General features: G+C 62.3%; 24 protein-coding genes, 1 tRNA gene and 1 riboswitch. Of the genes, 12 read left to right on the forward strand and 13 right to left on the reverse strand.

All coding sequences use genetic code 11. The features are described 5' to 3' along the window. Positions 1-134 precede the first annotated feature (134 nt). The 3 genes from ASC97_RS00070 to ASC97_RS00080 all read left to right on the forward strand — a co-directional run bounded on the left by ASC97_RS00070 (position 135) and on the right by ASC97_RS00080 (position 3,388). Positions 135-1,334 (forward strand): aspartate aminotransferase family protein, encoded by a 1,200-nt coding sequence (locus ASC97_RS00070; RefSeq protein WP_057466338.1) that lies wholly within the window; start codon positions 135-137, stop codon positions 1,332-1,334. Between the two features lie 47 nt (positions 1,335-1,381). After that, positions 1,382-2,299 (forward strand): ornithine carbamoyltransferase, encoded by a 918-nt coding sequence (gene argF / locus ASC97_RS00075; protein WP_057466339.1) that lies wholly within the window; start codon positions 1,382-1,384, stop codon positions 2,297-2,299. Between the two features lie 93 nt (positions 2,300-2,392). Next, positions 2,393-3,388: an Hsp33 family molecular chaperone gene (locus ASC97_RS00080; RefSeq protein ID WP_057466340.1), complete on the forward strand. Its 996-nt coding sequence runs from the start codon at positions 2,393-2,395 to the stop codon at positions 3,386-3,388. Here ASC97_RS00080 and apaG read toward each other — a convergent pair whose 3' ends face one another. Next, complete coding sequence (gene apaG / locus ASC97_RS00085) at positions 3,389-3,781, reverse strand: Co2+/Mg2+ efflux protein ApaG (protein ID WP_037060708.1); 393 nt, start codon at positions 3,779-3,781, stop codon at positions 3,389-3,391. It abuts the gene before it with no gap. 210 nt (positions 3,782-3,991) lie between these two features. Then, the gene (locus tag ASC97_RS00090; protein WP_057466341.1) at positions 3,992-5,176 is read right to left on the reverse strand and encodes an O-succinylhomoserine sulfhydrylase; all 1,185 of its coding nucleotides are present in this window, start codon (positions 5,174-5,176) and stop codon (positions 3,992-3,994) included. Between the two features lie 44 nt (positions 5,177-5,220). Next, a riboswitch (SAM riboswitch) is annotated at positions 5,221-5,299 on the reverse strand. Positions 5,300-5,371: 72 nt separating this feature from the next. On the opposite strand from ASC97_RS00090, the gene ASC97_RS00095 reads away from it, so the two are divergent. From ASC97_RS00095 to ASC97_RS00110, 4 genes are all read left to right on the forward strand, one after another. Next, positions 5,372-6,466 (forward strand): 2'-deoxycytidine 5'-triphosphate deaminase, encoded by a 1,095-nt coding sequence (locus ASC97_RS00095; RefSeq protein ID WP_057466943.1) that lies wholly within the window; start codon positions 5,372-5,374, stop codon positions 6,464-6,466. 54 nt (positions 6,467-6,520) lie between these two features. Beyond that, positions 6,521-6,594: transfer RNA gene (locus ASC97_RS00100), tRNA-Gly, on the forward strand. A gap of 162 nt (positions 6,595-6,756) precedes the next feature. Beyond that, complete coding sequence (locus ASC97_RS00105; RefSeq protein ID WP_057466342.1) at positions 6,757-7,164, forward strand: lysozyme inhibitor LprI family protein; 408 nt, start codon at positions 6,757-6,759, stop codon at positions 7,162-7,164. A 212-nt stretch (positions 7,165-7,376) separates the two neighbouring features. Then, a complete protein-coding gene (locus ASC97_RS00110) occupies positions 7,377-7,565 on the forward strand; it encodes a hypothetical protein (RefSeq protein WP_057466343.1) in 189 nt (62 codons plus the stop codon). Between the two features lie 96 nt (positions 7,566-7,661). Here the strand turns inward: ASC97_RS00110 and ASC97_RS00115 are convergent, their stop codons facing one another. Both ASC97_RS00115 and ASC97_RS00120 read right to left on the reverse strand, forming a co-directional pair. After that, positions 7,662-9,668 (reverse strand): methyl-accepting chemotaxis protein, encoded by a 2,007-nt coding sequence (locus ASC97_RS00115; RefSeq protein WP_057466344.1) that lies wholly within the window; start codon positions 9,666-9,668, stop codon positions 7,662-7,664. Positions 9,669-9,783: 115 nt separating this feature from the next. Next, positions 9,784-11,865 carry a glycosyltransferase gene (locus tag ASC97_RS00120; protein ID WP_244481379.1) on the reverse strand — a complete coding sequence of 694 codons (2,082 nt, stop codon included), beginning with the start codon at positions 11,863-11,865 and terminating at the stop codon, positions 9,784-9,786. A gap of 57 nt (positions 11,866-11,922) precedes the next feature. On the opposite strand from ASC97_RS00120, the gene ASC97_RS00125 reads away from it, so the two are divergent. Further along, complete coding sequence (locus ASC97_RS00125) at positions 11,923-12,798, forward strand: transporter substrate-binding domain-containing protein (RefSeq protein WP_082529865.1); 876 nt, start codon at positions 11,923-11,925, stop codon at positions 12,796-12,798. A gap of 35 nt (positions 12,799-12,833) precedes the next feature. On the opposite strand, the gene ASC97_RS00130 is transcribed toward ASC97_RS00125, so the two are convergent. From ASC97_RS00130 to ASC97_RS00150, 5 genes are all read right to left on the reverse strand, one after another. Continuing rightward, a complete protein-coding gene (locus ASC97_RS00130; protein ID WP_057466345.1) occupies positions 12,834-13,247 on the reverse strand; it encodes a tellurite resistance TerB family protein in 414 nt (137 codons plus the stop codon). 53 nt (positions 13,248-13,300) lie between these two features. Further along, a complete protein-coding gene (locus ASC97_RS00135; protein ID WP_057466346.1) occupies positions 13,301-14,035 on the reverse strand; it encodes a thermonuclease family protein in 735 nt (244 codons plus the stop codon). Positions 14,036-14,046: 11 nt separating this feature from the next. Continuing rightward, on the reverse strand, positions 14,047-14,712 hold the full coding sequence (locus ASC97_RS00140) for a S24 family peptidase (RefSeq protein WP_057466347.1): 666 nt from the start codon (positions 14,710-14,712) through the stop codon (positions 14,047-14,049). Between the two features lie 112 nt (positions 14,713-14,824). Further along, positions 14,825-15,472 (reverse strand): response regulator, encoded by a 648-nt coding sequence (locus tag ASC97_RS00145; protein ID WP_057466348.1) that lies wholly within the window; start codon positions 15,470-15,472, stop codon positions 14,825-14,827. A 90-nt stretch (positions 15,473-15,562) separates the two neighbouring features. Beyond that, positions 15,563-15,961, reverse strand: coding sequence for a hypothetical protein (locus tag ASC97_RS00150; protein ID WP_057466349.1), 399 nt, complete (start codon positions 15,959-15,961; stop codon positions 15,563-15,565). Positions 15,962-16,069: 108 nt separating this feature from the next. Here ASC97_RS00150 and ASC97_RS00155 point away from each other — a divergent pair, with 108 nt between their 5' ends. Next, positions 16,070-16,423, forward strand: a complete 354-nt coding sequence (locus ASC97_RS00155) for a DUF952 domain-containing protein (RefSeq protein ID WP_057466945.1) — start codon at positions 16,070-16,072, stop codon at positions 16,421-16,423. Next, on the forward strand, positions 16,420-17,508 hold the full coding sequence (locus ASC97_RS00160; RefSeq protein ID WP_057466350.1) for a quinone-dependent dihydroorotate dehydrogenase: 1,089 nt from the start codon (positions 16,420-16,422) through the stop codon (positions 17,506-17,508). Before ASC97_RS00155 ends, ASC97_RS00160 begins: the two co-directional genes overlap by 4 nt. Here ASC97_RS00160 and ASC97_RS00165 read toward each other — a convergent pair. The 3 genes from ASC97_RS00165 to ASC97_RS00175 are packed head-to-tail and all read right to left on the reverse strand — an operon-like array spanning position 17,484 to position 19,627. After that, complete coding sequence (locus ASC97_RS00165) at positions 17,484-18,830, reverse strand: MATE family efflux transporter (RefSeq protein ID WP_057466351.1); 1,347 nt, start codon at positions 18,828-18,830, stop codon at positions 17,484-17,486. The genes ASC97_RS00160 and ASC97_RS00165 overlap by 25 nt on opposite strands. A 31-nt stretch (positions 18,831-18,861) precedes the next feature. Next, positions 18,862-19,359, reverse strand: coding sequence for a CAP domain-containing protein (locus tag ASC97_RS00170; RefSeq protein WP_057466352.1), 498 nt, complete (start codon positions 19,357-19,359; stop codon positions 18,862-18,864). 1 nt (position 19,360) lies between these two features. After that, positions 19,361-19,627, reverse strand: coding sequence for a DUF6460 domain-containing protein (locus tag ASC97_RS00175; RefSeq protein WP_037060735.1), 267 nt, complete (start codon positions 19,625-19,627; stop codon positions 19,361-19,363). A gap of 145 nt (positions 19,628-19,772) precedes the next feature. Here ASC97_RS00175 and ASC97_RS00180 point away from each other — a divergent pair, with 145 nt between their 5' ends. Together ASC97_RS00180 and ASC97_RS00185 are read left to right on the forward strand one after the other, a co-directional pair. Further along, positions 19,773-20,705: a methyltransferase domain-containing protein gene (locus ASC97_RS00180; RefSeq protein WP_057466946.1), complete on the forward strand. Its 933-nt coding sequence runs from the start codon at positions 19,773-19,775 to the stop codon at positions 20,703-20,705. Between the two features lie 215 nt (positions 20,706-20,920). After that, entirely contained in the window at positions 20,921-21,556 is a 636-nt protein-coding gene (locus ASC97_RS00185; protein WP_057466353.1) for a YitT family protein, read from the forward strand. Positions 21,557-21,572: 16 nt separating this feature from the next. On the opposite strand, the gene pdeM is transcribed toward ASC97_RS00185, so the two are convergent. Then, positions 21,573-22,298 carry a ligase-associated DNA damage response endonuclease PdeM gene (pdeM, locus tag ASC97_RS00190; RefSeq protein ID WP_057466354.1) on the reverse strand — a complete coding sequence of 242 codons (726 nt, stop codon included), beginning with the start codon at positions 22,296-22,298 and terminating at the stop codon, positions 21,573-21,575. Positions 22,299-22,319 lie beyond the last annotated feature (21 nt).

Here is a 22,319-nt window from a genome sequence, read left to right on the forward strand (position 1 = left end):
CTCAGTTTTGTTGACATTGCAGTGCGAAAAGTAAATAGTGCTGCTCGCCGCCGAAAGGCGGCATTTTTAATTTTTCGGACCTGCTTCTTAGCCGGAGTCCGGTAGCTCGTTTGCCAATGACAGGAGATCGCGCCATGGCTGAAGCCGCGCCGCTTTATGACACCTATTCTCGTGCCCCGTTGCGGTTCGAGCGAGGCGAGGGCGTGTGGCTGATTACCGAAACTGGCGAGCGATATCTCGATTTCGGCGCGGGCGTCGCCGTGACCTCCGTCGGCCATGGCCACCCTCATGTCGTCGGCGCCTTGAAGGAGCAGGCCGATAAGGTCTGGCACCTCTCGAACATCTATGAGATCCCGGGCCAGGAAGCGTTGGCCAAGCGCCTGACCGCTGCAACTTTCGCGGACAAGGTGTTCTTTACCAACTCCGGCGCCGAAGCGCTCGAATGCGCGATCAAGACCGCGCGCCGCTACCAGTATTCCAAGGGTCATCCGGAGCGGTTCCATATCATCACCTTCGAAGGCGCCTTCCATGGTCGCACGCTGGCGACGATCGCCGCAGGCGGCCAGGAAAAGTATCTCGAGGGCTTCGGTCCCAAGGCGCCCGGCTTCGATCAGGTCCCGTTCGGCGATGTCGAAGCCGTTCGTGCGGCGATTACCAACGAAACGGCCGCTATCCTCATCGAGCCCGTGCAGGGCGAGGGCGGTGTCCGTCCGGCGACCAACGAGTTCATGAGGGCGTTGCGCCAGCTCTGCGACGAGAACGGCCTGCTGCTCATCCTCGACGAGGTCCAGACCGGCGTCGGTCGCACCGGCAAGCTGTTTGCCCACGAGTGGTCCGGCATTGCGCCTGACATCATGGCTGTCGCCAAGGGTATCGGCGGCGGCTTCCCTCTCGGCGCCTGCCTTGCCACGGCCGAGGCAGCCTCGGGCATGAAGGCCGGCACACATGGTTCGACTTACGGCGGCAACCCGCTCGCCATGGCCGTCGGCAACGCCGTGCTCGACGTCGTTCTCGAAGACGGCTTCCTCCAGCACGTGAATGACGTTTCCCTCGTCTTCCGCCAGGGGCTGGCATCGCTCAAGGACCGCTTTCCCGATGTCATCGAGGACGTCAGGGGCGAGGGCCTGCTGCTCGGCGTCAAGGCCGCCGTGCCGTCGGCGGAGTTGCTGCAGGCGATCCGTGCCGCTCATCTTCTGGCAATCCCCGCCGGCGACAATGTCATCCGGCTGCTTCCACCTCTGGTCGTCACCGCCGACGAAGCCCGCGAAGGGCTCGTCCGACTTGAGCGCGCCGCCGAGAGCGTGCGCGCTTCCAAGGTCAAGAAGACGGCTTGAACGGATAAGGTGCCCAGCCGGACGGCGGGCTTGATAGGTAAAGACAGATGGCTTCCCCCAAACACTTCCTCGATCTCTCCGCAGTCACGTCATCCGACCTCCGGGTCATCATGAATGACGCCATTTCACGCAAGCAGGCGTTCAAGGCCGGCCAGGGCGACAAGCCGCTTGCCGGCAAGATGCTGGCGATGATCTTCGAAAAGCCCTCGACCCGCACGCGTGTTTCCTTCGATGTCGGAATGCGCCAGCTCGGCGGCGAGACACTGTTCCTGTCCGGCACGGAAATGCAGCTCGGCCGCGCCGAGACGATCGGCGACACGGCCAAGGTCCTCTCGCGCTATGTCGATGCGATCATGATCCGCACCACCGAGCATTCGCGGATGCTGGAGCTTGCGGAGCACGCGACCGTTCCTGTGATCAATGCATTGACGGACGACACCCATCCCTGCCAGATCATGGCCGATGTCATGACCTTCGAGGAGCATCGCGGCCCGATCAAGGGCAAGACGGTTGCCTGGACTGGGGATGGCAACAACGTGCTGCATTCGCTGATCGAGGGGGCGGCCCGTTTCGGCTATCGCATGAACATGGCCGTGCCTCTTGGTTCCGAGCCGAAGGATCACTATTTGAACTGGGCCCGCAATGAGGGCGCCGAAATCATGCTTGGTCATGATGCCGACCGTGCGGTCGCCGGCGTCGATTGCGTGGTGACCGATACCTGGGTCTCCATGAATCAGGAACATCGGGCCAGGGGTCACAACGTCTTCCAGCCTTATCAGGTCAATTCGGCTTTGATGGCGCAGGCCGGCAAGGATGCATTGTTCATGCACTGCCTGCCCGCCCATCGCGGTGAGGAAGTTACGGACGAGGTGATCGACGGTCCGCAATCCGTGGTCTTCGATGAAGCGGAAAACCGTCTTCATGCGCAGAAGTCGATTCTTGCTTGGTGCCTGGGTGCGATCTGAACCATAATGGACGGCACATCTGGCCCGAAAGGCCTGGGGCCGCGCGAGCGGATGGGCACACCTGTCTGCCGCTCTGACGACTAGGAGAAGACCATGGCAGAAGCAGCAGCCGCCCTCGGCGAGTTCGATTTCGCCGGCGACGATCACGTCGTTCCCTTTCAGGTCGAAGGCCTGGATGTGCGCGGGCGCGCCGTCCAGCTCGGCCCGATGCTCGATGCAATCCTTGAGCGCCACAGCTATCCCGCGCCCGTCGCCCGCCTGCTGGCCGAGGTGATCGCCCTGACCGTGCTGCTCGGCACGTCGCTGAAATTCGAAGGGAAGTTCACCGTCCAGACCAAGGGCGATGGCCCGGTGGACCTGCTCGTCGCCGACTTCGCGACGCCCGAGAACGTGCGCGCCTATGCCCGCTTCGACCAGACGCTGCTGGACAAGGCTGTCGCCGCCGGCGAGACCGAGCCGGAACAGCTGCTTGGCAAAGGCATGCTCGCCTTCACGATAGATCAGGGCAAGTACAGCCAGCCGTACCAGGGCATCGTCGCTCTCGATGGCGCCACGCTGGAAGACATCGCCGGCACCTATTTCCGCCAGTCGGAGCAGATCCCGACGCGTGTCCGCCTGGCTGCGGCCGAACTGTTTGACCGCGACGAAACGGGCAAGCCGCGCCATCGCTGGCGGGCTGGCGGCCTTGTCGCGCAGTTCCTGCCCGAGGCGCCCGAGCGCATGCGCCAACCCGATCTCCACGGAGGAGATGGCGACACGAGTGCGGGCCATCACGCCGACGACGACGCCTGGGCCGAGGCACGCTCGCTCGTCGAGACGATCCATGCCGACGAGTTGACCGATCCGTTGGTCGGTACCGAGCGGCTGCTCTTCCGGCTGTTCCATGAGCGCGGCGTGCGTGTTTACGAGCCCCGCGCGGTGTTCGATCGCTGTTCCTGTTCGCGGGAAAAGATCAGGGGCGTCCTCAGAGGTTTTTCAGCCGAGGAAATTGACGCCAGCCAGGAGGAGGGGCAGGTTGCGGTCACCTGCGAATTCTGCTCCACGACCTATCGTTTCGAGGTCGAAGAACTGACGCAGGCGGCAGAATGATCAATTGAGGACTCTAAGCAGTCCGGGCGAGTCCAGGGAGAAGGCGGGTATCTCGACATCGAAGAACTCGCCTTCGGCCGTCTCCATCTGGTAGTGGCCGAACATCAGGCCCGATGGCGTGTCGAGAGGGCAGCCGGACGAGTACTCGTAGGTGTCGCCCGGTTCGAGCCGCGGCTGCTCGCCGACCACCCCGGCACCGGTCACCTCGTCGACCACGCCGTTCTGGTCGGTAATGTTCCAGTAACGGTTCACCAGGCGGACGGTCAGATCGGAATTGTTGCTGATGACGATCCGGTAGCCCCAGACATACCGATCGTCCTCCGGGTCGGATTGCTCCTCCAGATAAAAGGGCTCGACGATCACTTCAATGTCTCGTGTCAGGGCGCGGTACATGCCTACACCTTAGTCAGAATACGTTACTGGTATCTTATAAGAGGCTCGACACGTCAATAAACCCGGCGCTGATCGCCTTTTAAATGCCCGTAATGGCGACATTTTTTGCGTGCTTATACGAATCCTTGCCAGTCTGGCGCGAATGGCTGCGCTGCTGACGGATCTGGAGACTGGCCGGACCGGTTGCGGTCCGACCAGCGGCAGCGCTGTCTACGCCTGTACCTTGGCAAGCGCCTGGGCGAAATCCTCGATCAGGTCGTCCGTGTCCTCGATGCCTGCGGAGAGGCGAACCGTCCCCGCCGAAATGCCGAGTTCCGCGCGGGCTTCGTCCGTGAGGTTTTTGTGCGTCGTCGTTGCCGGATGCGTGATCAGGCTTTTGGCGTCGCCGAGATTGTTGGAAATCCTGACGATCTCGAGCGCATTCTGCAGCGCAAACGCTGCTTCCTTGCCGCCCTTCAGCTCGATCGCCACCAGTGTCGAGCCGCCCTTCATCTGCTTGGCGACGATATCGGCCTGCGGATGGTCCTTGCGGCCGGGATAGATGACCTTGGCGACCTGCTTCTGCTCGGCCAGGAAATCCGCGATCCTGGCGGCGTTTTCGGTCTGCTGCTTGACGCGCAGCGGCAGGGTCTCGAGGCCCTTCAGCAGCGTCCATGCCGTGAACGGCGACATTGCCGGACCGGTGTGACGGTAGTAGTCCTGCAGATGCTCGGTCACCCACTCCTTGTCGGAAAGGATCACGCCGCCGAGGCTGCGGCCCTGGCCGTCGATGTGCTTGGTCGCGGAGTAGACGACGATATGGGCGCCCAGCTCCAGGGGCTTCTGGAAGATCGGTGTCGCAAACACATTGTCGACGACGACAGTGGCGCCGATCTGATTGGCGAGCCTGGCGACGCCTGCGATATCGACGACTTCGAGCGTCGGGTTGGTCGGGCTTTCCAGGAAAAACACCTTGGTGTTCGGCTGGATCGCCTTTTCCCAGTTCTCCAGGTAGCGTCCGTCGACCAGCGTGCATTCGATCCCGTATTTCGGCGCCAGCGTCTCCACCACCCAGCGGCAGGAACCGAAGAGGGCACGGGCGGCGACGATATGGTCGCCGGCTTTCACCTGGCAAAGGATGGCAGCGGCGACGGCGGCCATGCCGGATGCCGTGGCGCGGGCTTCTTCAGCGCCTTCCATCGCGCACATGCGCTTCTCGAACATATCGTTGGTCGGGCTGCCGTAGCGGGCATAGATGTAGCCCTCGGTCTCGCCCTTGAAGCGCGCCTCGGCGGCTTCCGCCGTATCATAGACGAAACCCTGGGTTAGGTAGATTGCCTCGGAGGTTTCGCCGTATTGCGAGCGGATCGTTCCGCCGTGGACGAGTTGGGTTGCCGGGCGCCAGGTCTTGCTCATGCCATCACCACTTTCAAACACAAAAAAACCGGCCGCGAATGCAGACCGGTTTAACCCCGGTCTATTTAGCCACTTGTTTAACGTGGCTGCAAGCCGACCGGCCAAATCACCACGGGATAAAGCTGCAATACTGCCGTTCCGCGCTTGCGTCAATTCCTCGAGTTTGGTTTTGTCTGCGGCAAATATGGATGGGGCATGATGGCTCGCGACACAGGAATTTTGGCAGACCGCGCAATAGCCGCGCTGTTTGAGACGGGGCGTCTCGTCTCCGAGCGCGAGCTGGATCGCGATCAGATCCAGCCGGCGAGCCTCGATCTGCGGCTTGGCACCAAGGCATTCCGCGTTCGCGCGAGCTTCATGCCAGGACCGTCTCACCTCGTTTCAGACAAGCTGGATCGTCTCAGCCTCCATGTCATCGATCTGACGCAGGGCGCGGTGCTGGAGACAGGCTGCGTCTATATCGTGCCGCTGATGGAGAGACTGGATCTGCCTGCCGACATGTCGGCCTCGGCAAACCCCAAGAGTTCGACCGGTCGCCTCGATATCTTCACCCGCGTCATAACGGACTATGCCCAGGAGTTCGATAAGATTCCCGCCGGCTACTCAGGCCCGCTCTATCTCGAGATCAGCCCGCGCACGTTTCCGATCGTCGTCCGGCGCGGCTCGCGCCTGTCGCAGATCCGCTTCCGCGTCGGCCATGCGTTGTTGGGCGAATCTGAATTGCTGGCGCTGCACGACGCGGAAACGCTGGTGGCGAGCAAGTTGCCGAACGTGTCGGGCGGGGCGATCGCGCTGTCGATTGACCTCGCAGGCGACAAGGACGGGCTGATCGGCTACCGCGGTAAGCATCACACCGCCGTCGTCGACGTCGACAAGAAGGCGCAGCACGATATCTACGATTTCTGGGAGCCGCTTTTCAGCCGCGGGCGCAACGAACTCATCCTCGATCCCGATGAATTCTATATCCTCGTTTCCCGCGAAGCCGTGCATGTTCCCCCGCACTATGCTGCCGAAATGACGCCTTTCGATCCGCTGGTCGGAGAGTTCCGTGTTCACTACGCCGGATTCTTCGACCCGGGTTTCGGCCACGCGCCGGCCGGCGGACGCGGCAGCCGCGCCGTTCTCGAAGTGCGCAGCCACGAAGTGCCCTTCATCCTCGAGGACGGCCAGATCGTCGGTCGTCTCGTCTACGAACACATGCAGGAGCATCCATCGAGCCTCTACGGCTCGGGCCTCGGATCGAACTATCAGGCGCAGGGCCTGAAGCTATCGAAACACTTCCGCATCTGACAGGCAACCAGCCGCTTGACACCGGCCGCCTTCTGTTGGAAATCTCGCACTGACGCGGGTGTAGCTCAATGGTAGAGCAGCAGCTTCCCAAGCTGAATACGAGGGTTCGATTCCCTTCACCCGCTCCAGCAACGTTTTCAGATTTTTGACTGCGTGCTTGTTGCCCTTTTCCGCCGCTCCCGTTCAGCCGCGACCGCGACGATGCCGCTTGACGATGAACCCGGGCGCATCAGATTTCGGGGAGCCGGCCAGCGGATGCTTGCCGGTCCTGTCTGGAGAAGGGAAATGCCATGCTGGGTCGATTGCTGTTGATTGGTTCGCTTGCCGCGAGCCCGATATCGCTTGCCTTCGCCGATGATTGTACGAATGCGCAGGACCAGGCGACCATGAACGCATGCGCGGACAAGTCGCTGAAGAAGTCCGACACCGAACTCAACTCGGTCTACAAGCAGATCGAGCAGCGCCTGAAGGGTGACGCGGAAACGACGAAATTGCTGGTCGCCGCGCAGCGGAGCTGGGTTGCCTTCCGCGATGCCGAGTGCACCTTCTCGAACTCCCGCTCCGCGGACGGCAGCGTCTACCCGATGATCTATGCGATGTGCCTGGACGGGTTGACGCAACTGCGCACCAAGGAGCTGAAGGTCTATCTGAACTGCGAGGAAGGCGACATGAGTTGCCCGGTCCCGGCCGCCAACTGACATCCGCCGGACGATCCGGATTTCACGATCGGGACCGGGGAGTGCGCCTGGGCGAATGGTGCCGGCAGATTTCGCACGCCTGCTCGACCTGTCCGCTATGTCACTCGGTTGACGATCTGCTAACAGATATGGTTAATTTTTAACTATTCTTCGGTACATGGAACTGAGGCGGCATTTCGGTCGTTATCAGGCTCACGAGGAGGAATAGCGCAATGCTCCTGAAGATATTCACTGCGAAACGCGAAAGCGGCGATGCCGGAGAAACCGGCACCTATGCGGACGGCTATCACATGCCTGAGATGGAGATCGCTGCCTACAAACGCGAAGACAGCCGCTCTTCCTATGAGCGTGACTATGGCCGCGGCCGGAAAATCGAGGAAGTTCCTCTCGGATTTGCTTGAGCGGCGTCTACAAGCAGGTCCGATTGGCACAAGCGGATATGAAAATGGGCGGCTCTGAGCCGCCCATTTCGTTATTGCAGGTGGCTTTCAGCCGGATCAAAACTCCGTCCAGTCTGCGTCCTGGTTTCCATTGGAAGACGTGCTGCCCCCTCCACCGAACGCGCTTGCAAGCTTCTGTCCTAGTGCACGGGCGGGCGAAGTGCTGGCGCGCGATACGCCGGGGGTCGCAACGCGAACGGGGGCCTTGCGCGTGACGATCGGTTGTCCGGCCGGTCGCGACGGGATGGCGGGCGCCGATACTGGCGTGAACGCGATGCCGCCCGTTCCGGTCAGCTTGAACTGGCCGAGCAGGTTGTTGAGGGCGGCGGCTTCCGTCGCGAGCTTGTGGCTGGCGGCGGTGCTTTCTTCGACCATGGCAGCGTTCTTCTGCGTTCCCTGGTCCATCGTGTTGACGGCTGTGTTGATCTCCTGCAGGCCCGTCGATTGTTCGCGCGCGGCCTCGGCGATTGCGTGGACGTGCTGGTTGATCTCCTGAACCTCCTGGACGATCGCGTCGAGCGATTTTCCGGTCTCGCCGACAAGCGAGACACCGGCCTGCACGTGGTCCCCGGATGTCGTGATCAGCGACTTGATCTCCCTGGCGGCATTGGCCGAGCGCTGTGCAAGTTCGCGCACTTCCTGGGCGACGACGGCAAAACCCTTCCCTGCTTCGCCGGCGCGTGCGGCTTCGACCCCGGCATTGAGAGCCAGAAGGTTGGTCTGGAAGGCGATGTCGTCGATCACTCCGATGATATTGCCGATCTCGACGGAAGACTGCTCTATCTGATGCATCGCGCTCACAGCCTTGCGCACGACTTCGCCTGACTTCTCAGCGCCCGCACGGGTCCTTGCGACCAGCGATCGTGCTTCCTCTGCACGCTTGGCGGCGTCCTTGACCGTTGTGGTGATCTGTTCCAGGGCGGCAGCCGTCTCCTCGACGGAGGCTGCCTGCTGCTCCGTGCGTTTCGACAATTCGTCGGCCGAAGAGCGGATCTCGGTTGCGCCTGCTGTAATGGCGTGCGCGTTGGCGCCAACCGTCTGCATCGTCTCGTTGAGCTTGAAGACGGAGTTGTTGAAGTCCTGACGCAAGGTGTCGAGATCTCCGACAAAGGGCGTGTTGATCTGCGAGGCAAGATCGCCCGCAGCCAGCCCACGGAGCCCGTCGCCGAGTGCGCTGACGGCGCGCGAAAGGTCGGCGGCTTCCGTCGCCCGTTGCGCATCTCGCTCGCGGCGTTCGCTATCGCTGAGATTGCGGTTTTTCTCCGCCTCGCTTTCAAGCCGGAGGCGGTCGATCGCGTTGTCGCGGAAGACCGCGACCGCTCCGGCCATCTGGCCGATTTCGTCGCGGCGGTCCAGACCGTCGATCGCACGTGCCGTGTCGCCCTGTGCAAGATGCATCATGCGCTCGCGCAGGCGTGCCATCGGAGCCGCAATGCCAACCTGCGCTATCCAGATGCTGAGACCGATCGTGGCGAGAACAGCAATGGCAAGCAGTGCGAACGAGAGATCGAGCCTTGCGTTGACGTCGCCCGAAAGAGCATCGCCGCCATCGTTGAGCAGGTCCATCAATGTGTCGTTGTTGGCGATCATCTTCGCTGTGACGACAGTGAGCTTGGCGTTCAGTTCACCGACCGCCTTGTGCATGCCGGCGGTGTCCTTGGCTTTGGCGAGGTCCACGACCTGCTTCGACAACGCGTCCATTTCATCGATACCGACGATGATCTCGCTGATCGCAGCTCCCCGGCTCGGGACGAGTCCGGCAGCCATTTCCAGCCGCTCGCGCGCCTGCGGCATCTTGCTCGGCTGAGACACGGCTTCATCGAAGGCCGGCGTACCGGGTGTCAGCTCGGCGATGAAAGTTGCCTGCAGCACGGCGGCTGTGGCGGAAGCGCTGGCGCGGGACGACAGCATCGCGGCGAGAGCTTCGTGGTCGATGAAGTCGCTGTATGCGCGGTCGGCGCCACGGAATTCGTGAACGATGTAGACGAGGCCACCGATGGCGATCACCCCGAGAAGTGCCACGACGGATATGATCTTGGTCCGGATTTTAAAGTGTTTCAACATGGCTGTTCCATCTGCGGCCCGGCATGTTGCCTGCCGGCTGCATTGCTTTTTTTGAGAGACGGGCATGACGCGGTTAGGGCATGGTGAAGATGCCTGGACAGGCTCGACGTGCGCATCATGCATTCGGCGAAGGAGACCGACGTCGTCGACGCCGAATAGAATCGATATTGCTTAATGCGGACCTAATGCCGGGCCGGTACGGCATGAATACCTGCCACTTATCCCGGAATAATTTCGGCGTTTCATCCAGGGGGTGCGTGCCCCTGGGCGGGTGCAACTTCCCGGTGGAATTCACGGGAAGGTGAGGGGTCTTGTCCCAGAAAAACGGCTTGAAGGGCAGCTGGAAGACGGCACGCCACGCTGCGATCGAAAACATCAGCCAGTAGAGCGGAACGGCGATCCAGCGCCAGCCGACACGTCGCCTCTCGTCGCGGAGCATCGCCTTTTTGCCAAGCAGCAGAAAGAGGCCGTAGCTCGCCAGCACATTGGCCGTGTCGATCAGGAAAAGCACCGCCTCGCGGGTGCCCAGCGGCGGGAACCCCAGCATGATGTAGGTAGCCGTCGACAGAAGCAGCACGATCAGCCAGGGATGGGCAAGCGACGCAATAAGCATGCCGCCGATGAGGAGCTGAAAGACGAGAAAGGCGCCCACGCCCATTTCCATCATGAGCGTCCTCGGCGAACGCATCATCACCAGCCAGGTCTGCAGCCAGCCCTTGAACCAGCGGGTTCGCTGATTGAGCCAGATGTTGAAGGTGGTCGGGGCATCCTCGTGGGTCGGGCAGTCGATGACGCCGCACCTGTATCCAAGCCGGTAAAGCCGCATTCCGAGATCCGCGTCCTCGGTCACATTGTAGGGATCCCAGCCGCCGCAGGCTTTTAGCTCGGCGACACGCAGATGGTTGGATGTTCCCCCAAGCGGCAGCGGAAGACGGTATTTCGCCAGCATCGGCAGCAGCATGCGAAACAGCGCGGCGTATTCCAGGGCGAAGGCAGCGCTAATCCACGAATCCCCGCCGTTGGAGATTGCCAGCGGTGCCTGTAGGCAGACCACGTCGTCCGCGCTTGAGACGAATTGCGCGTGGGCGGCCTGCAGTTGATTCGGATGAGGTCGATCTTCCGCATCGTAGATGACGACGAATTCGCCGCGCACTGCGGCCAGCGCGTAGTTCAGCGCTTTGGGCTTCGTCCGTGGATGCGCGACCGGCACCTTGACGATTTCGAATTGGGGAGCGAGGTCCGTGGCCTGGAGGGCGGCGATGGTGGTGTGGTCGTCCGCCTCGCAGACCAGCTTGATGTCGAGTTGGGACGCCGGCCAGTTCAGTTGCTTCAGCGCCGTCACGAGCTGGCTTGCGACCTCGGCCTCCTTGTAGAGCGCGACGAGAACCGAATAGATCGGCAAGACGTCGCATGGATGGGGGTTGGCGGCCTCGCCCCGTCGATGTCCGAGGGCGCAGGCGCGAAGGAGAAGTGCGGCCATGTAGACCAACGAGAGGGCTGCATGCAGTATGACAATCGGGATCGCGCCGGATGCCATGGCGAAGCCGAATGCGCAAAGCCCCGCACCGGCGACGACCCCCTGCGTGCCGGAAAGGACAATCCGTGCGCTGAAGCGCCCGGTGCTTTCGAAGAGCGTGCTGATGCTCTCCCGCACGCGGCGCTCGGCACCCGCTTCCCAGACGGCAGCGCGCAATGCGGAAGGTGTCGTCACTGCCGCTCTGTCGATCAGGCCCGGCCGGTCCGCGAGCATCCGGGCGAGCGCGGCCAGCCGTCGGGCTTCGGGCACGATCGCAATGATTGCTCTGGCGGGATCGTTTAGCCTTGCGGAGCGGGGGTCGATGAGCTGGGTGTCGAGCTTCCTGTCATCATTTATGAGCGCCGCGTCGATAGCCGGGAGAAAGGGGAGCCGAAGGACGCGCGCCAAACCGCCGTAGTAACTCTCTGCATCGATCCAGCCGTTGGCAATGAGTTCGCGTTCAAGGGTCGTGCCGTTGCGGCGGGCGGCCATGGCGGCGCGGACGATGGTCGGCTTGCCGATGCCCAGAGTAAGCAGCACCATGACTTCCGCCTGGTCAGAACCATTGCTCCTGAGCGCCTCGCCGCCCGCACCGGACGATAGAGGGTGTTCGGCAGAATGATCGCGTGGCGCCCGGTCGCGGTCTTCGACCTCGCGCTGCGCATATTCCCCGATACGCATGACTCTGATACACCGTCGTTGAAATGGCAGCGCATGCTAACCCCGAGGCAGATCATACTGATGCAATTTAAACTAGCATCCTTTAATCCAAAGGGGTTTCGCGACTTTTGGTTGTCTCTGGCTTTATTTCTATGCCCGCTCCCTCTGCTGGCGCAGCAGTCGGCGCCGTCCTTGCCGTTGCTGTTCGACGCCAGAGAGCGGCTGGCCAAGCCGGATCTATCGACGTTGGTGCGCCTTCGCTTCCTGACGTCCGTCGATTTCCCCCCGTTCAATTTCATGGACCAGAACGGAAAGCTTTCGGGCTTCAATGTGGATATTGCCCGCGAAATCTGCGCCGAGCTGGAGATAGCCGACAAGTGCCAGATCCAGGCGCTGCCTTTCGCTGATCTCAAGGATGCACTTGCTGCATCGCAGGGGGACGCGGTGATCGCCGGCGTCGCCGTCGGTGAGGAATTGCGCAGGCAGTTTGCCTTCTCGCGTCCCTATTTGATGCTTCCCGCGCGCTTCGCCCGAAATCTCAAGACGCCGCTCAAGGGGGACAATGCCACGAGCCTTGCCGACCGTCCGGTGGGCGTCGTCAAGGCGACGGCGCACGAGGCAATGCTTGCCGCCTATTTTCCAAAGATCAAGGCTGTGCCGTTCGACAGCAAGGAGGCACTGCTCGCGGCGCTGAAGGAAGGCAAGGTCGATGCGGCCTTTGCAGACGCCCTGCAGCTTTCGTTCTGGGTGTCGTCGCAGGCTTCGGCGAAATGCTGTGCGCTTCTCGATGGCTCCTATATCTCCGAGCACTTCCTCGGAGAAGGCATGACGATCATGCTGCGCCAGAAGGACGACGTTCTCAGGTCCGCCTTCGATCACGCACTTGCCGCGCTGTCGCGCAGCGGCCGCCTGCAGGAAATCTACCTGCGCTATTTCCCGTATGGCCTCTACTAGAAGCCGGGTGTTCGAACGGACGGCGCGCGCGTAGCCTAGCCCTTGCGGAAACGGGCGATCGCGCTGCGCTCGATCGCAGCGCAGGTCAGCTTGTCCAGGCCGAGCCTGTCACGCAGCAGGCTGAGCAGGCGCAGTTCCTCGGCCTTCACCGAAAGATCGGCGGAAGCAACCTCCACCGCAAGCGCGTAGGCGGTGTCGTAGAGACGCGGGGGCAAGGTATCCTTGACGGTCTCCAGAACGACATCCAGTCCCTCTGGACCGGAAAGCAGCGCGGCGCAATCGCGCGCAACCGAGATCAGCTTGTCCTCGTCGAAGTCGCGGAAGACCGGCAGAAAGCTGATCAATTGGCCGATGCGCTCCAGCTCGCGGTCATTCATGGTGCTGTCGACGGCGGATGCCATGACCATCACGTAGATCAGTGCGTCGTGGGCGGAAAGCGGCTTGTTCATATCTCGTCGGTTCCTCTCAGATGAGCACAGAGTTTAAGAATTGGCCGAGATCATTACAAGGGATCGAGAGCGCCATCCTGCCCCGGATTGTCCTCAATCGTGCTCGGCGCATCCTTGCGGGGGTCGTCGCCGTAGAGCCCTTTCTTCTCCTGCTTCGCCTTTGCGCCGGCATCCGCAAGGTCCGACCCGGCCGCTGCCTCTGCCCAACCGTTTTCGACCAGCCATCGCGACACATCCTGTGTGCCGATCTTGCAGGAAGCGGAAATGGTGCCTTTCCAATCCGCATCGTCGAGATCGCAGTTGACGGTCCGCAGCCGCAGGAAAAGCCGGAAGTTGGTCTTGGCAAGCATACCGCAGGGCCATTCCGTCGCATCCGAACCAGTGCAGGTCTTGTTCGCCGGCGTCGGCGTGACGCCGGCAAGCTTGAGGCGTCTGTCACCGAAGGCCAGCAGGCCGGCGCTCTCGGCGACGGGACGAGGAAGGTCGGTACCCTTCTCGTCTTCTGCTTTCGGTTTTTCAGGTTCCGGCGCCGCGACGCGCTCCAGCGGCTTGCCCTCCACGGTTGCCGGATAGAACTGGCTGGCGTCATCGACCGGCCGGGCATTCATGCTGGCCTCAGGATCTGCCGTTGGCGGTGGGGTCCTGGCTGTCTCGGCGGTTCCAGCCTCCGGCATCGCCGCAGGCTGCGTTGCGTTCATCGCGCCGCCGAGTCGTTGCCCGCCGGCCGCAATGAGACCGAAAACGATCGCGATTCCTGCAAGAGCCGTGACAAGTGCCGCAGGACGCATGGAAGATTTTCCTATTGGCTGGCCCAGATGATACGGGCGATCCACTCTACGTCGGAAAGCTCGATCGTTCGGTTCGGGTGTTCCGGGTTAAGCGACATCAGCTCGATGGTGCGCGGGCTCTGGCGCAAGAGCACCTTGGCCATGACCTCGCCTTCGCGAGTCTTGACGACCACCCGGTCGTTCCGGCGGACCTGCGCGCCGGGCTCCACGATGAGGACATCGCCATCGCGATAGAGCGGCATCATGCTTTCGCCCTGTACCTCGAGCGCATAGACGCCGGCCTTCTGGGAGGGAGCTGCCGGAAATTCCACGACGTCCCAACCTTGCCCGGCCGGAAACCCGCCGTCATCGAAGAAGCCGCCGGCGCCGGCCTGCGCAAAGCCCAGAAGCGGTATGGAACTGCCTTGCGGCGGAAAGGCGCCTTCCGGCAGGGCGGAAAAGCTGCTTGCCGGCCGCATGAAGGCCATGAACTCTTCCATGCTGGAGGTCGTTGCGTCCAGCACCTTGGCGATTGATTCCGTCGAAGGCCAGCGCAGCCGTCCATCGGCCGACAGCCGCTTGGACTTGTTGAAGGAAGTCGGGTCGAGCCCTGCACGTCGGGCAAGACCGGATGGCGTCAGCTCATGCCGCTCGGCAAGCCTGTCGATCGCTCCCCAGATCTGCGCGTGTGAAAGCATGTTGCCCGATTCCGTCCGCCCGTGTGCGCGGGTTCTTCCGATCGGCTAAAATATTAACGGCAAGCGACGCCGGAGTAAAGAGAGGAGAGGAATAAAATCCTCTCCGGCGGTTTCAGGCAACCAGCGCCATGTTGATCTTGCCGAGCTGGATCACAGCCTGCGTCCGGCTGTCGACATCGAGCTTCAACAGGATGGCCGAAACATGTGCCTTGATGGTCGCTTCCGATACGCCGAGTTCGTAGGCGATCTGCTTGTTGAGCAACCCCTCTGCGAGCATCGTCAGGACGCGGCTCTGCTGCGGGGTCAAGGTATGCAGCCGGCGGATCAGCCTGGCGATGTCGGGATCCTGCTCCTGGCCGTCGCGATAGCTCTCGGGCGTGGCGATATCGCCTGCAAGCACGATCTGGATGCCGCGGCGGATGTCGTCTATGCCGGATGATTTCGAGATGAAGCCGGAGGCGCCAAGCTCCAGCGCACGGCGGATCGTCGTCGTGTCATCGCTGGCCGAAACGATGACGATCGGCAGGCCGACGAACTCGGATCGCAAGGCCATCAGTCCGGAAAAGCCGCTGACCCCGGGCATGGCAAGATCCAGCAGCATCAGGTCTGCCTCGGGGTGGTCGCCTGCGGCCTTTCGCGCGGCGGCGAAATCGCCCGCCTCGACGATTTCCTGATGGCCGTCCATGCCGCTCACGGCCTGGCACAGCGCATCGCGAAAAAGTGGATGGTCGTCGGCAATGATGATTGTCTGTTCATGCATCGACAACTCCCTCCCAAGAGCTCGATCACTTCTTCACGCACCGCGCTCGTCTGCAATACATGCTCCATCCCGGGAAGACTATATATCAATTCATGTCTTTTGAGGAAGGGCGTTGCGCTGGTCCTCACCCTGGAATTCCTTGACTATCCCCATGAAGCTCCGCATCCAGCGCTCCATGATTCCGATCGAGCGATCGATTTCGGCATCGGACGGCAGCGCCTTGTTGACGATGCTCTTGTTCTCAAGCGCCGTCACCCGGTCCGCGAGCCGGTCGAGTTCGTCTTCGTAGGCGGCGCGTTCATCCGCGGCCATCCGGCAGACGAGGGAACCCTCCTTCTCCTCGCAGAGCGACATGGCGCCGGTCTGTCGGTCGAGCCGGACGAAATGATCGCCGCTGCGCTCGAGCTGGAAGCGAGAGGCATCCTGTTCCGCGGCATGCGCCGCAAGCGGCAGGAGAATGGCAAGAGCGCCGATTGCGATCGTTTTCATTGGTTCCTCCGGAAATAGCGATGGCCAGCGCATTTTTCGCGTCAGGGCGTGGACATCGTCCTCTCTTTGCGGCAAAGCCCGGGAAAGACCCGAATTCATGAGGCCATCATGACGCTGACACCCACGCTTTACAAGATCGTGACGGAAACGCTCTGGCACGATGCCAAGCCGGCCGGCCTGTTTCGAGGCGCTCCGATCGATCTGAAGGACGGCTTCATTCACTTCTCGACGGCGACCCAGGTCAGGCAGACGGCCTCCCTACACTTTGCGGGCCAGGCAGGACTGCTTCTCGTTGCGGTCGATGCTGCAGAGCTTGGCGACAAACTCGTCTTCGAACCGTCTCGTGGCGGTGATCTCTTTCCGCACCTTTATGCGGACCTGCCGTTGTCAGCCGTACTTTGGGAAAAGCCGCTGTCGCTCGATGGCGCGGGCAATCATATCTTTCCGGAATTGCAGCCATGATCGACCTCTTCAAGAATGCCGCCCGCAAGGGCCTTTTCCTCTTCGATCCAGAGACCGCTCACGGCATGTCGATTGCGGCGCTGAAGTCCGGCCTCGTGCCCGCCTGCGGCGTCCAATCCGATCCGCGCCTGCGCCAAAGCGTTGCCGGGCTCGACTTCGTCAATCCGCTCGGTATGGCGGCCGGCTACGACAAGAATGCCGAGGTGCCGGAGGCGTTGTTGAAGATCGGCTTCGGCTTTACCGAGATCGGCACGGTGACGCCGAAGCCGCAATCGGGCAATCCCCGTCCGCGCATCTTTCGCCTGGTCGAGGACGAAGGCGTCATCAACCGCCTGGGTTTCAACAACGAGGGCCACGACGCGGCGTTTGCGCGCCTCTCCGGAATTCGCGGCAACGGCATCATTGGCGTCAACATCGGCGCCAACAAGGACAGCGAAGACCGCATCGACGACTATGTGAAGGGCATTCGCCGCTTCTATTCCGTGGCGCGCTATTTCACGGCCAACATCTCCTCGCCGAATACGCCCGGCTTGCGCGACCTGCAGGCACGTGAAAGCCTGTCGGCCCTTCTGTCCGCCGTTCTCGCCGCTCGCGACGAGGAAGCCGGAAAGTCGGGCAGGAAAATTCCAGTTTTTCTGAAGATCGCTCCGGATCTTACGGAGGAGGGGATGGACGACATCGCTGCCGAAGCGCTTTCGCATTCGCTGGATGGCTTGATCGTCTCCAACACCACGCTCTCGCGCGAGGGTCTGAAGGACCAGCGACAGGCGAAGGAAGCCGGCGGTCTCTCCGGCCAGCCGCTCTTCGAAAAGTCGACGGCGGTGCTGGCGAAGATCCGCAAGCGCGTCGGACCGGCATTGCCGATCATCGGCGTCGGCGGCGTGTCTTCGGCGGAGACGGCACTGGAGAAGATCAAGGCAGGCGCCGACCTCGTCCAGCTCTATTCCTGTATGGTCTATGAGGGGCCGGGCCTGCCGGGCGCAATCGTCCGCGGTCTTTCGAAACTGCTCGACCGCGAGAAGGTCTCCTCGATCCGCGACCTGCGCGATGTCGGCACGGACTATTGGGCAGCGCGGAACGTCTGATCGGCGCGCGGCTTGACCAGCACCGCCAGGAAGAAGCCGCGGAAGAGCAGGAACCCGTTCATCGCCAGCCAAAGGCCGTGATTGCCGAACAGCGGCACGCACACGGCAAGAGCCGCAAGATAGCCGGCGAACGACATCAACATGCGGTTGCGCATGTCGGTCGACCAGGTCGCACCGATGAAGACGCCGTCCATCAGGAAGGCGAGCGCACCGGTGAGGCCGGTGATGGCCGCCCAGGGAAGATAGGTCTCGGCCGCCTGCTGCACCTCGGGCGAGGTGGTCAGAACGGAAATCAGCCATGGACCGGCCAGCAGGAAGAACACCGAAATGATGGCGGCGAGCCCGAACGACCAGATCGTCGTCAATTTCAGGCCTCGGTCGAAGGCCGGCCGGTAGTGTGCGCCGATCGCCCGTCCCGTAATCTGCTCGGCGGCATTGGCAAGTCCGTCGAGATAGTAGCCTGACAGCAGGAAGAAATTCATCAGGACGGCATTGGCTGCCAGGGTGACGGCACCGAAGCTGGTGCCGATCCGTGTCATCAGCGTGAAGGCGGCCAACAGCACGAAGGTGCGGATCAGGATATCGCGGTTGAGCGCGAAAAGCTCGGCCAGCCGGTGCCGGGAGAAGATCTCGGCACGTTGCGGCCGATAGGCTCGATCGAAGCCGCGCAGGACGATGAACAACCCCACCAGCGCACCGGCAGTCTCCCCGACCATCGTACCCCACGCCACGCCGGCTACGCCCCAGTCAAGCCGGAGGCCGAGGACGATGGCGAGCACGATGTTGGTGCCGTTGATGATCGTTTGCAGCAGCAGGCCGATCGTGCCCTGGCCCCGGCCGAGCACGAAGCCGAGAATGGCGTAGTTGGCAAGCGCCGCCGGTGCGGCGAGTATGCGGATCGAAAAATAGGTGCTGGTCGCCTCGGCAACGGCGGCCTGCGGCCCCATCAGCTTGAGACCCGCCGCCAATAGCACCGGCGAAAGACAGAGAAGTGCCAGGCCGCATCCGAGCGCCGATATCAATGCCCGCCAGAAGACACCTTGCTGGGCGTGATGGTCGTGCCGCCCATAGGCCTGTGCCGTCAGTCCCGTCGTCGAGGCCCGCAGGAAATTGAAGCTGCCGAGGATGAGGTCGAAAAGCATGGCGCCGATCGCCAGCCCCGCCAGTGCATCGGGCTGTCCCATGTGCCCGACGACACCGGTCCCGACGAGACCGAGCAGCGGCGTCGTTATGAAACCAAGTGTCATCGGGACGGCGATCGAAAGCACCAGCCGATGCGTCACATCGAATGCAAGTCTGTTTTCGCTGCCGCGTACGTCCATGTCTGCCTCGGAACAATGAGGCAGAATCGCCTCAGCTGGAAAGCACCATGGCCCAATACGGCACGTTTTTGGAAGCGGGATTATGCGCCACGGCGACGCCGAGGCCGGTGTAGTGTCCCAGCATGTTTTCGAGATGGTGCTGAGAATTGATCCAGGCCGTCACCACTGCTGGAACGGACTGCTGGCCGGCAGCGATGTTCTCGGCAGCCGGCAGCTGCACGCCGCTCGCCTTGACGCGTGGGCCGAAGCCGTCGGCAATCCCCATCACATGCTTCATCTTGCCGGCGGATGCCATTCGCTTGGCCTGGAAGAGGGCTGCAGCCGTTGCCGCCGGATCGACGGAAAGCGGGGGCAGGCCGTTCTTCGCGCGAAGCTGGTTGACGAGCGGCAGGGCCGCTGCGGTCTCGTCATCGCCGTTGGAGGGGATGGACGACTGCTTGGGTGCGGTGGTGCAGCTGGCGACGCCGGCGACCAGGGCAAGACCGGAGAGCCGTAGAATGCTGCGGCGGGAAAAATCGATTGAGGTCATGTTACCGCCGATAGCTGAAGAGACGGATGAGAAGGAATATCGGAATGACGACGGTGGCGCCCAGCAGGAGATAGTCGCCGACGCGCCCGAGTGCCGAGAAGCCGCGATGCCAGACTTCCAGAACGAAATTGCGCACCCCATAGACGAAGTCCAGCGGTGCCCAGCCGAAGATAGCCATGATGAAGCCGACGATCAGCGACACGACCAAAAGCTTGATCAATGTACGGCCGAGCGAATCGCCCAGAAACTTGTTCACCTGTTCGGACATGCGCCATCTCCTGTTTATCCCTGAAATACGGGCGCGAATCGTTGCTCGCAAGCCTTTTTCAGAGCTGGCGCCCCTGCATCTGAAATAGGACTTGAGTTTTTTTGTGGCCGCCGCCAAATGCGGGCCGTCCCAACAGGTCACCCTCATGCAACCCACCCAGCTCACTTCAGGCGATGTTATCGCCGACCGCCGCGCCGACTACGCAAAAATGCTGAACGACGGCGGCGAGGCGGAGGCGGCCGCCGACCTGATGGAGCAGGCGCTGGAGCTTGCGCCGGAATGGGCCGCAGGCTGGTATCGCCTCGCCACCTATCGCGAAACGGCCGGCAACAAGACGGGCGCCGTCGACGCCTACCGGCGGACGCTCGACCTCGGGCGGGACGACATCTTCGGCGCCGGGCTCAAGCTCGCGCTTCTCGGGGATGTCGCGATCCCGGACCAGCCGCCAAGCAGCTACGTCGAGCGCCTGTTCGACGACTATGCGGATCGCTTCGAAACCTCGCTCGTCAAAAAGCTCGACTACAGCGTGCCCGGGAAGCTGGCGCGCCTGATTGTCTCGACTGGTCGCCGCTACCGGTCGTGCGTCGATCTCGGCTGCGGCACGGGCCTGCTCGGCCCGGAAATCCGCGACCGGGTGGATCGCCTCGAAGGCTTCGATCTGTCGCAGAACATGCTCGCGAAGGCAGCCGAGAAACGCATCTACGATCACCTGGCACAGGCCGACTTGTCGCTCGCGCCAATGGCGACCGGTCTCTTCGCGGATGGGGCCGAGCACCGCGCCGATCTTGTCACCGCCGCCGACGTGCTGATGTATCTCGGCAATCTCGAAAGCGTTTTCGAGGGCGTTGTCGCGCTGTCGGCTCCCGGTGCCGATTTTGTCTTTTCCGTAGAGGATTCGGGCGAGGGAGGGGGCTTCCGCCTCGCCGCGTCCCTGCGCTACGCGCATTCCGAACCCTATGTCCAAGGGCTTTGCGAACGCCATGGCTTCGAGGTCCTGGACATGACCCGGACAGCCATTCGCAAAGATGGCGCCAATGTCATATCAGGCATCCTGTTCCTTGCCCGCAAAGGGGCCTGAGCGAACAATTCTTGCGAAGTTATATTAGGTCAGTATTGCTTACCTATTTCGCTTGAATTGCCGCCTAAGCACATGATAATTCCGCGCGTCTGCCGAAGATGCAAACGGCGCTCGCGAGAGCGCAAACAACGGCTGGCACCATCCATCATTTGCATTCCGCCCGCCCGGTCGTATCCGAGCGTTCTTGAACTCGCCTGCCGTTGGAGATTGGCGACATGACACAGCTCATCAGCGCTCTTGGTTTCTGGAATACGAGCGCAGCGCGCCACACACCCGTCGAGGATGTGCAGGGCATCTTTTCCGGCAGCCTCGTTGCCGCACTCGGCCTCTATGTACTGGCAAGTGCCGGGCTGCTAACCGGCAGCACCGCGGGCGTCGCCTTTCTCCTGCATTATGCATTCGGCGTGAACTTCGGACTTGCTTTCTTCCTGCTCAATCTGCCGTTCTTCTACCTGTCGTGGAAGCGCCTCGGCATCTCCTTCACGCTGAAGACCTTCATTGCCATCGGCCTGACGTCGCTGCTCACCAGCGTGCAGCCGAAAGTCATGAACATTGCCACCATTCACCCGGCCTGGGCGGCCCTTCTCGGCGGGCTCCTGCTGGGCTTTGGGCTGCTTGCTCTCTATCGCCACCGCGCCAGCCTGGGCGGCGTCGGCATTCTCGGCATCTACATGCAGGAGCGCTTCGGCATTCGCGCCGGCATCGTGCAGATGGCGATCGATCTCTGCGTCCTTGCCGCCGCCTTCTTCGTCACCACGCCGCCGGTGGTGTTCTACTCGGTTCTCGGTGCGATCGTGCTGAACCTCTTTCTGGCCATCAACCACAGGGCCGATCGCTACATCGCGCTCTGAGGGGCGCCGCGAGCGACTAGCCCACCAGGTTCCCGAACCTGACCGAATAGATCCGGTCGCGGCCGAGCAGGTGCGCGATCAGCGAAGCGTGGTCGAAAAGCCCCTTCATCGCCTTGTGGCGAAGATCGAGCCCGCCGCTCATGACGCCGAACGCGGGCATCAGCAGGCGCGCGCCGTCGGTGGCAAAACACGGGCGGCGGACCGATTTTTCGCGACGGCGGACTGTGGCGGAAGGGTGCAGGTGCCCGGCGATTTCGCCCGCCTGCAGACCGCTTCGCGGCTCGTGGCGGAAGGCCAGCCCGGCATAGTGCAGTTCATCGGCGGACGAGCCCGGCAGGTCGACGGTTCCGTCGGGATCGTGGTTGCCGTTGATCCAGATCCACTCGCGCCCACGTGCCATGTCCGATATCAGCGTCCGGAAGGTTTCCGGCAGATGCGCGGAGCCGACGCGGTCATGAAAATTGTCGCCCAGGGAGACCACCAGCGTCGGATTGTAGCGGGTGATAACCGCCGAAAGAACGGTCAGCGTCGCAAGCGTGTCGTAAGGCGGCAGCATCATGCCGCGACGGGCGAAGGCGGCACCCTTCTCAAGATGCAGGTCGGAGACGACCAGAACGCCGGCGTCGGGGAGAAAGAGCGCCCCAAGCGGATCGCACACGGCCGCCACCCCATGCACGGACGTTTCGACGCCCGGCATCGCAGCCACTCCGTTCATTTCACGCACAAGCGCCAGGCGGTTCATCAAAGTCGTCTATCCCAATCT

It is taken from the genome of Rhizobium sp. Root1203 (genome assembly GCF_001424945.1).
Taxonomy (GTDB): domain Bacteria; phylum Pseudomonadota; class Alphaproteobacteria; order Rhizobiales; family Rhizobiaceae; genus Rhizobium.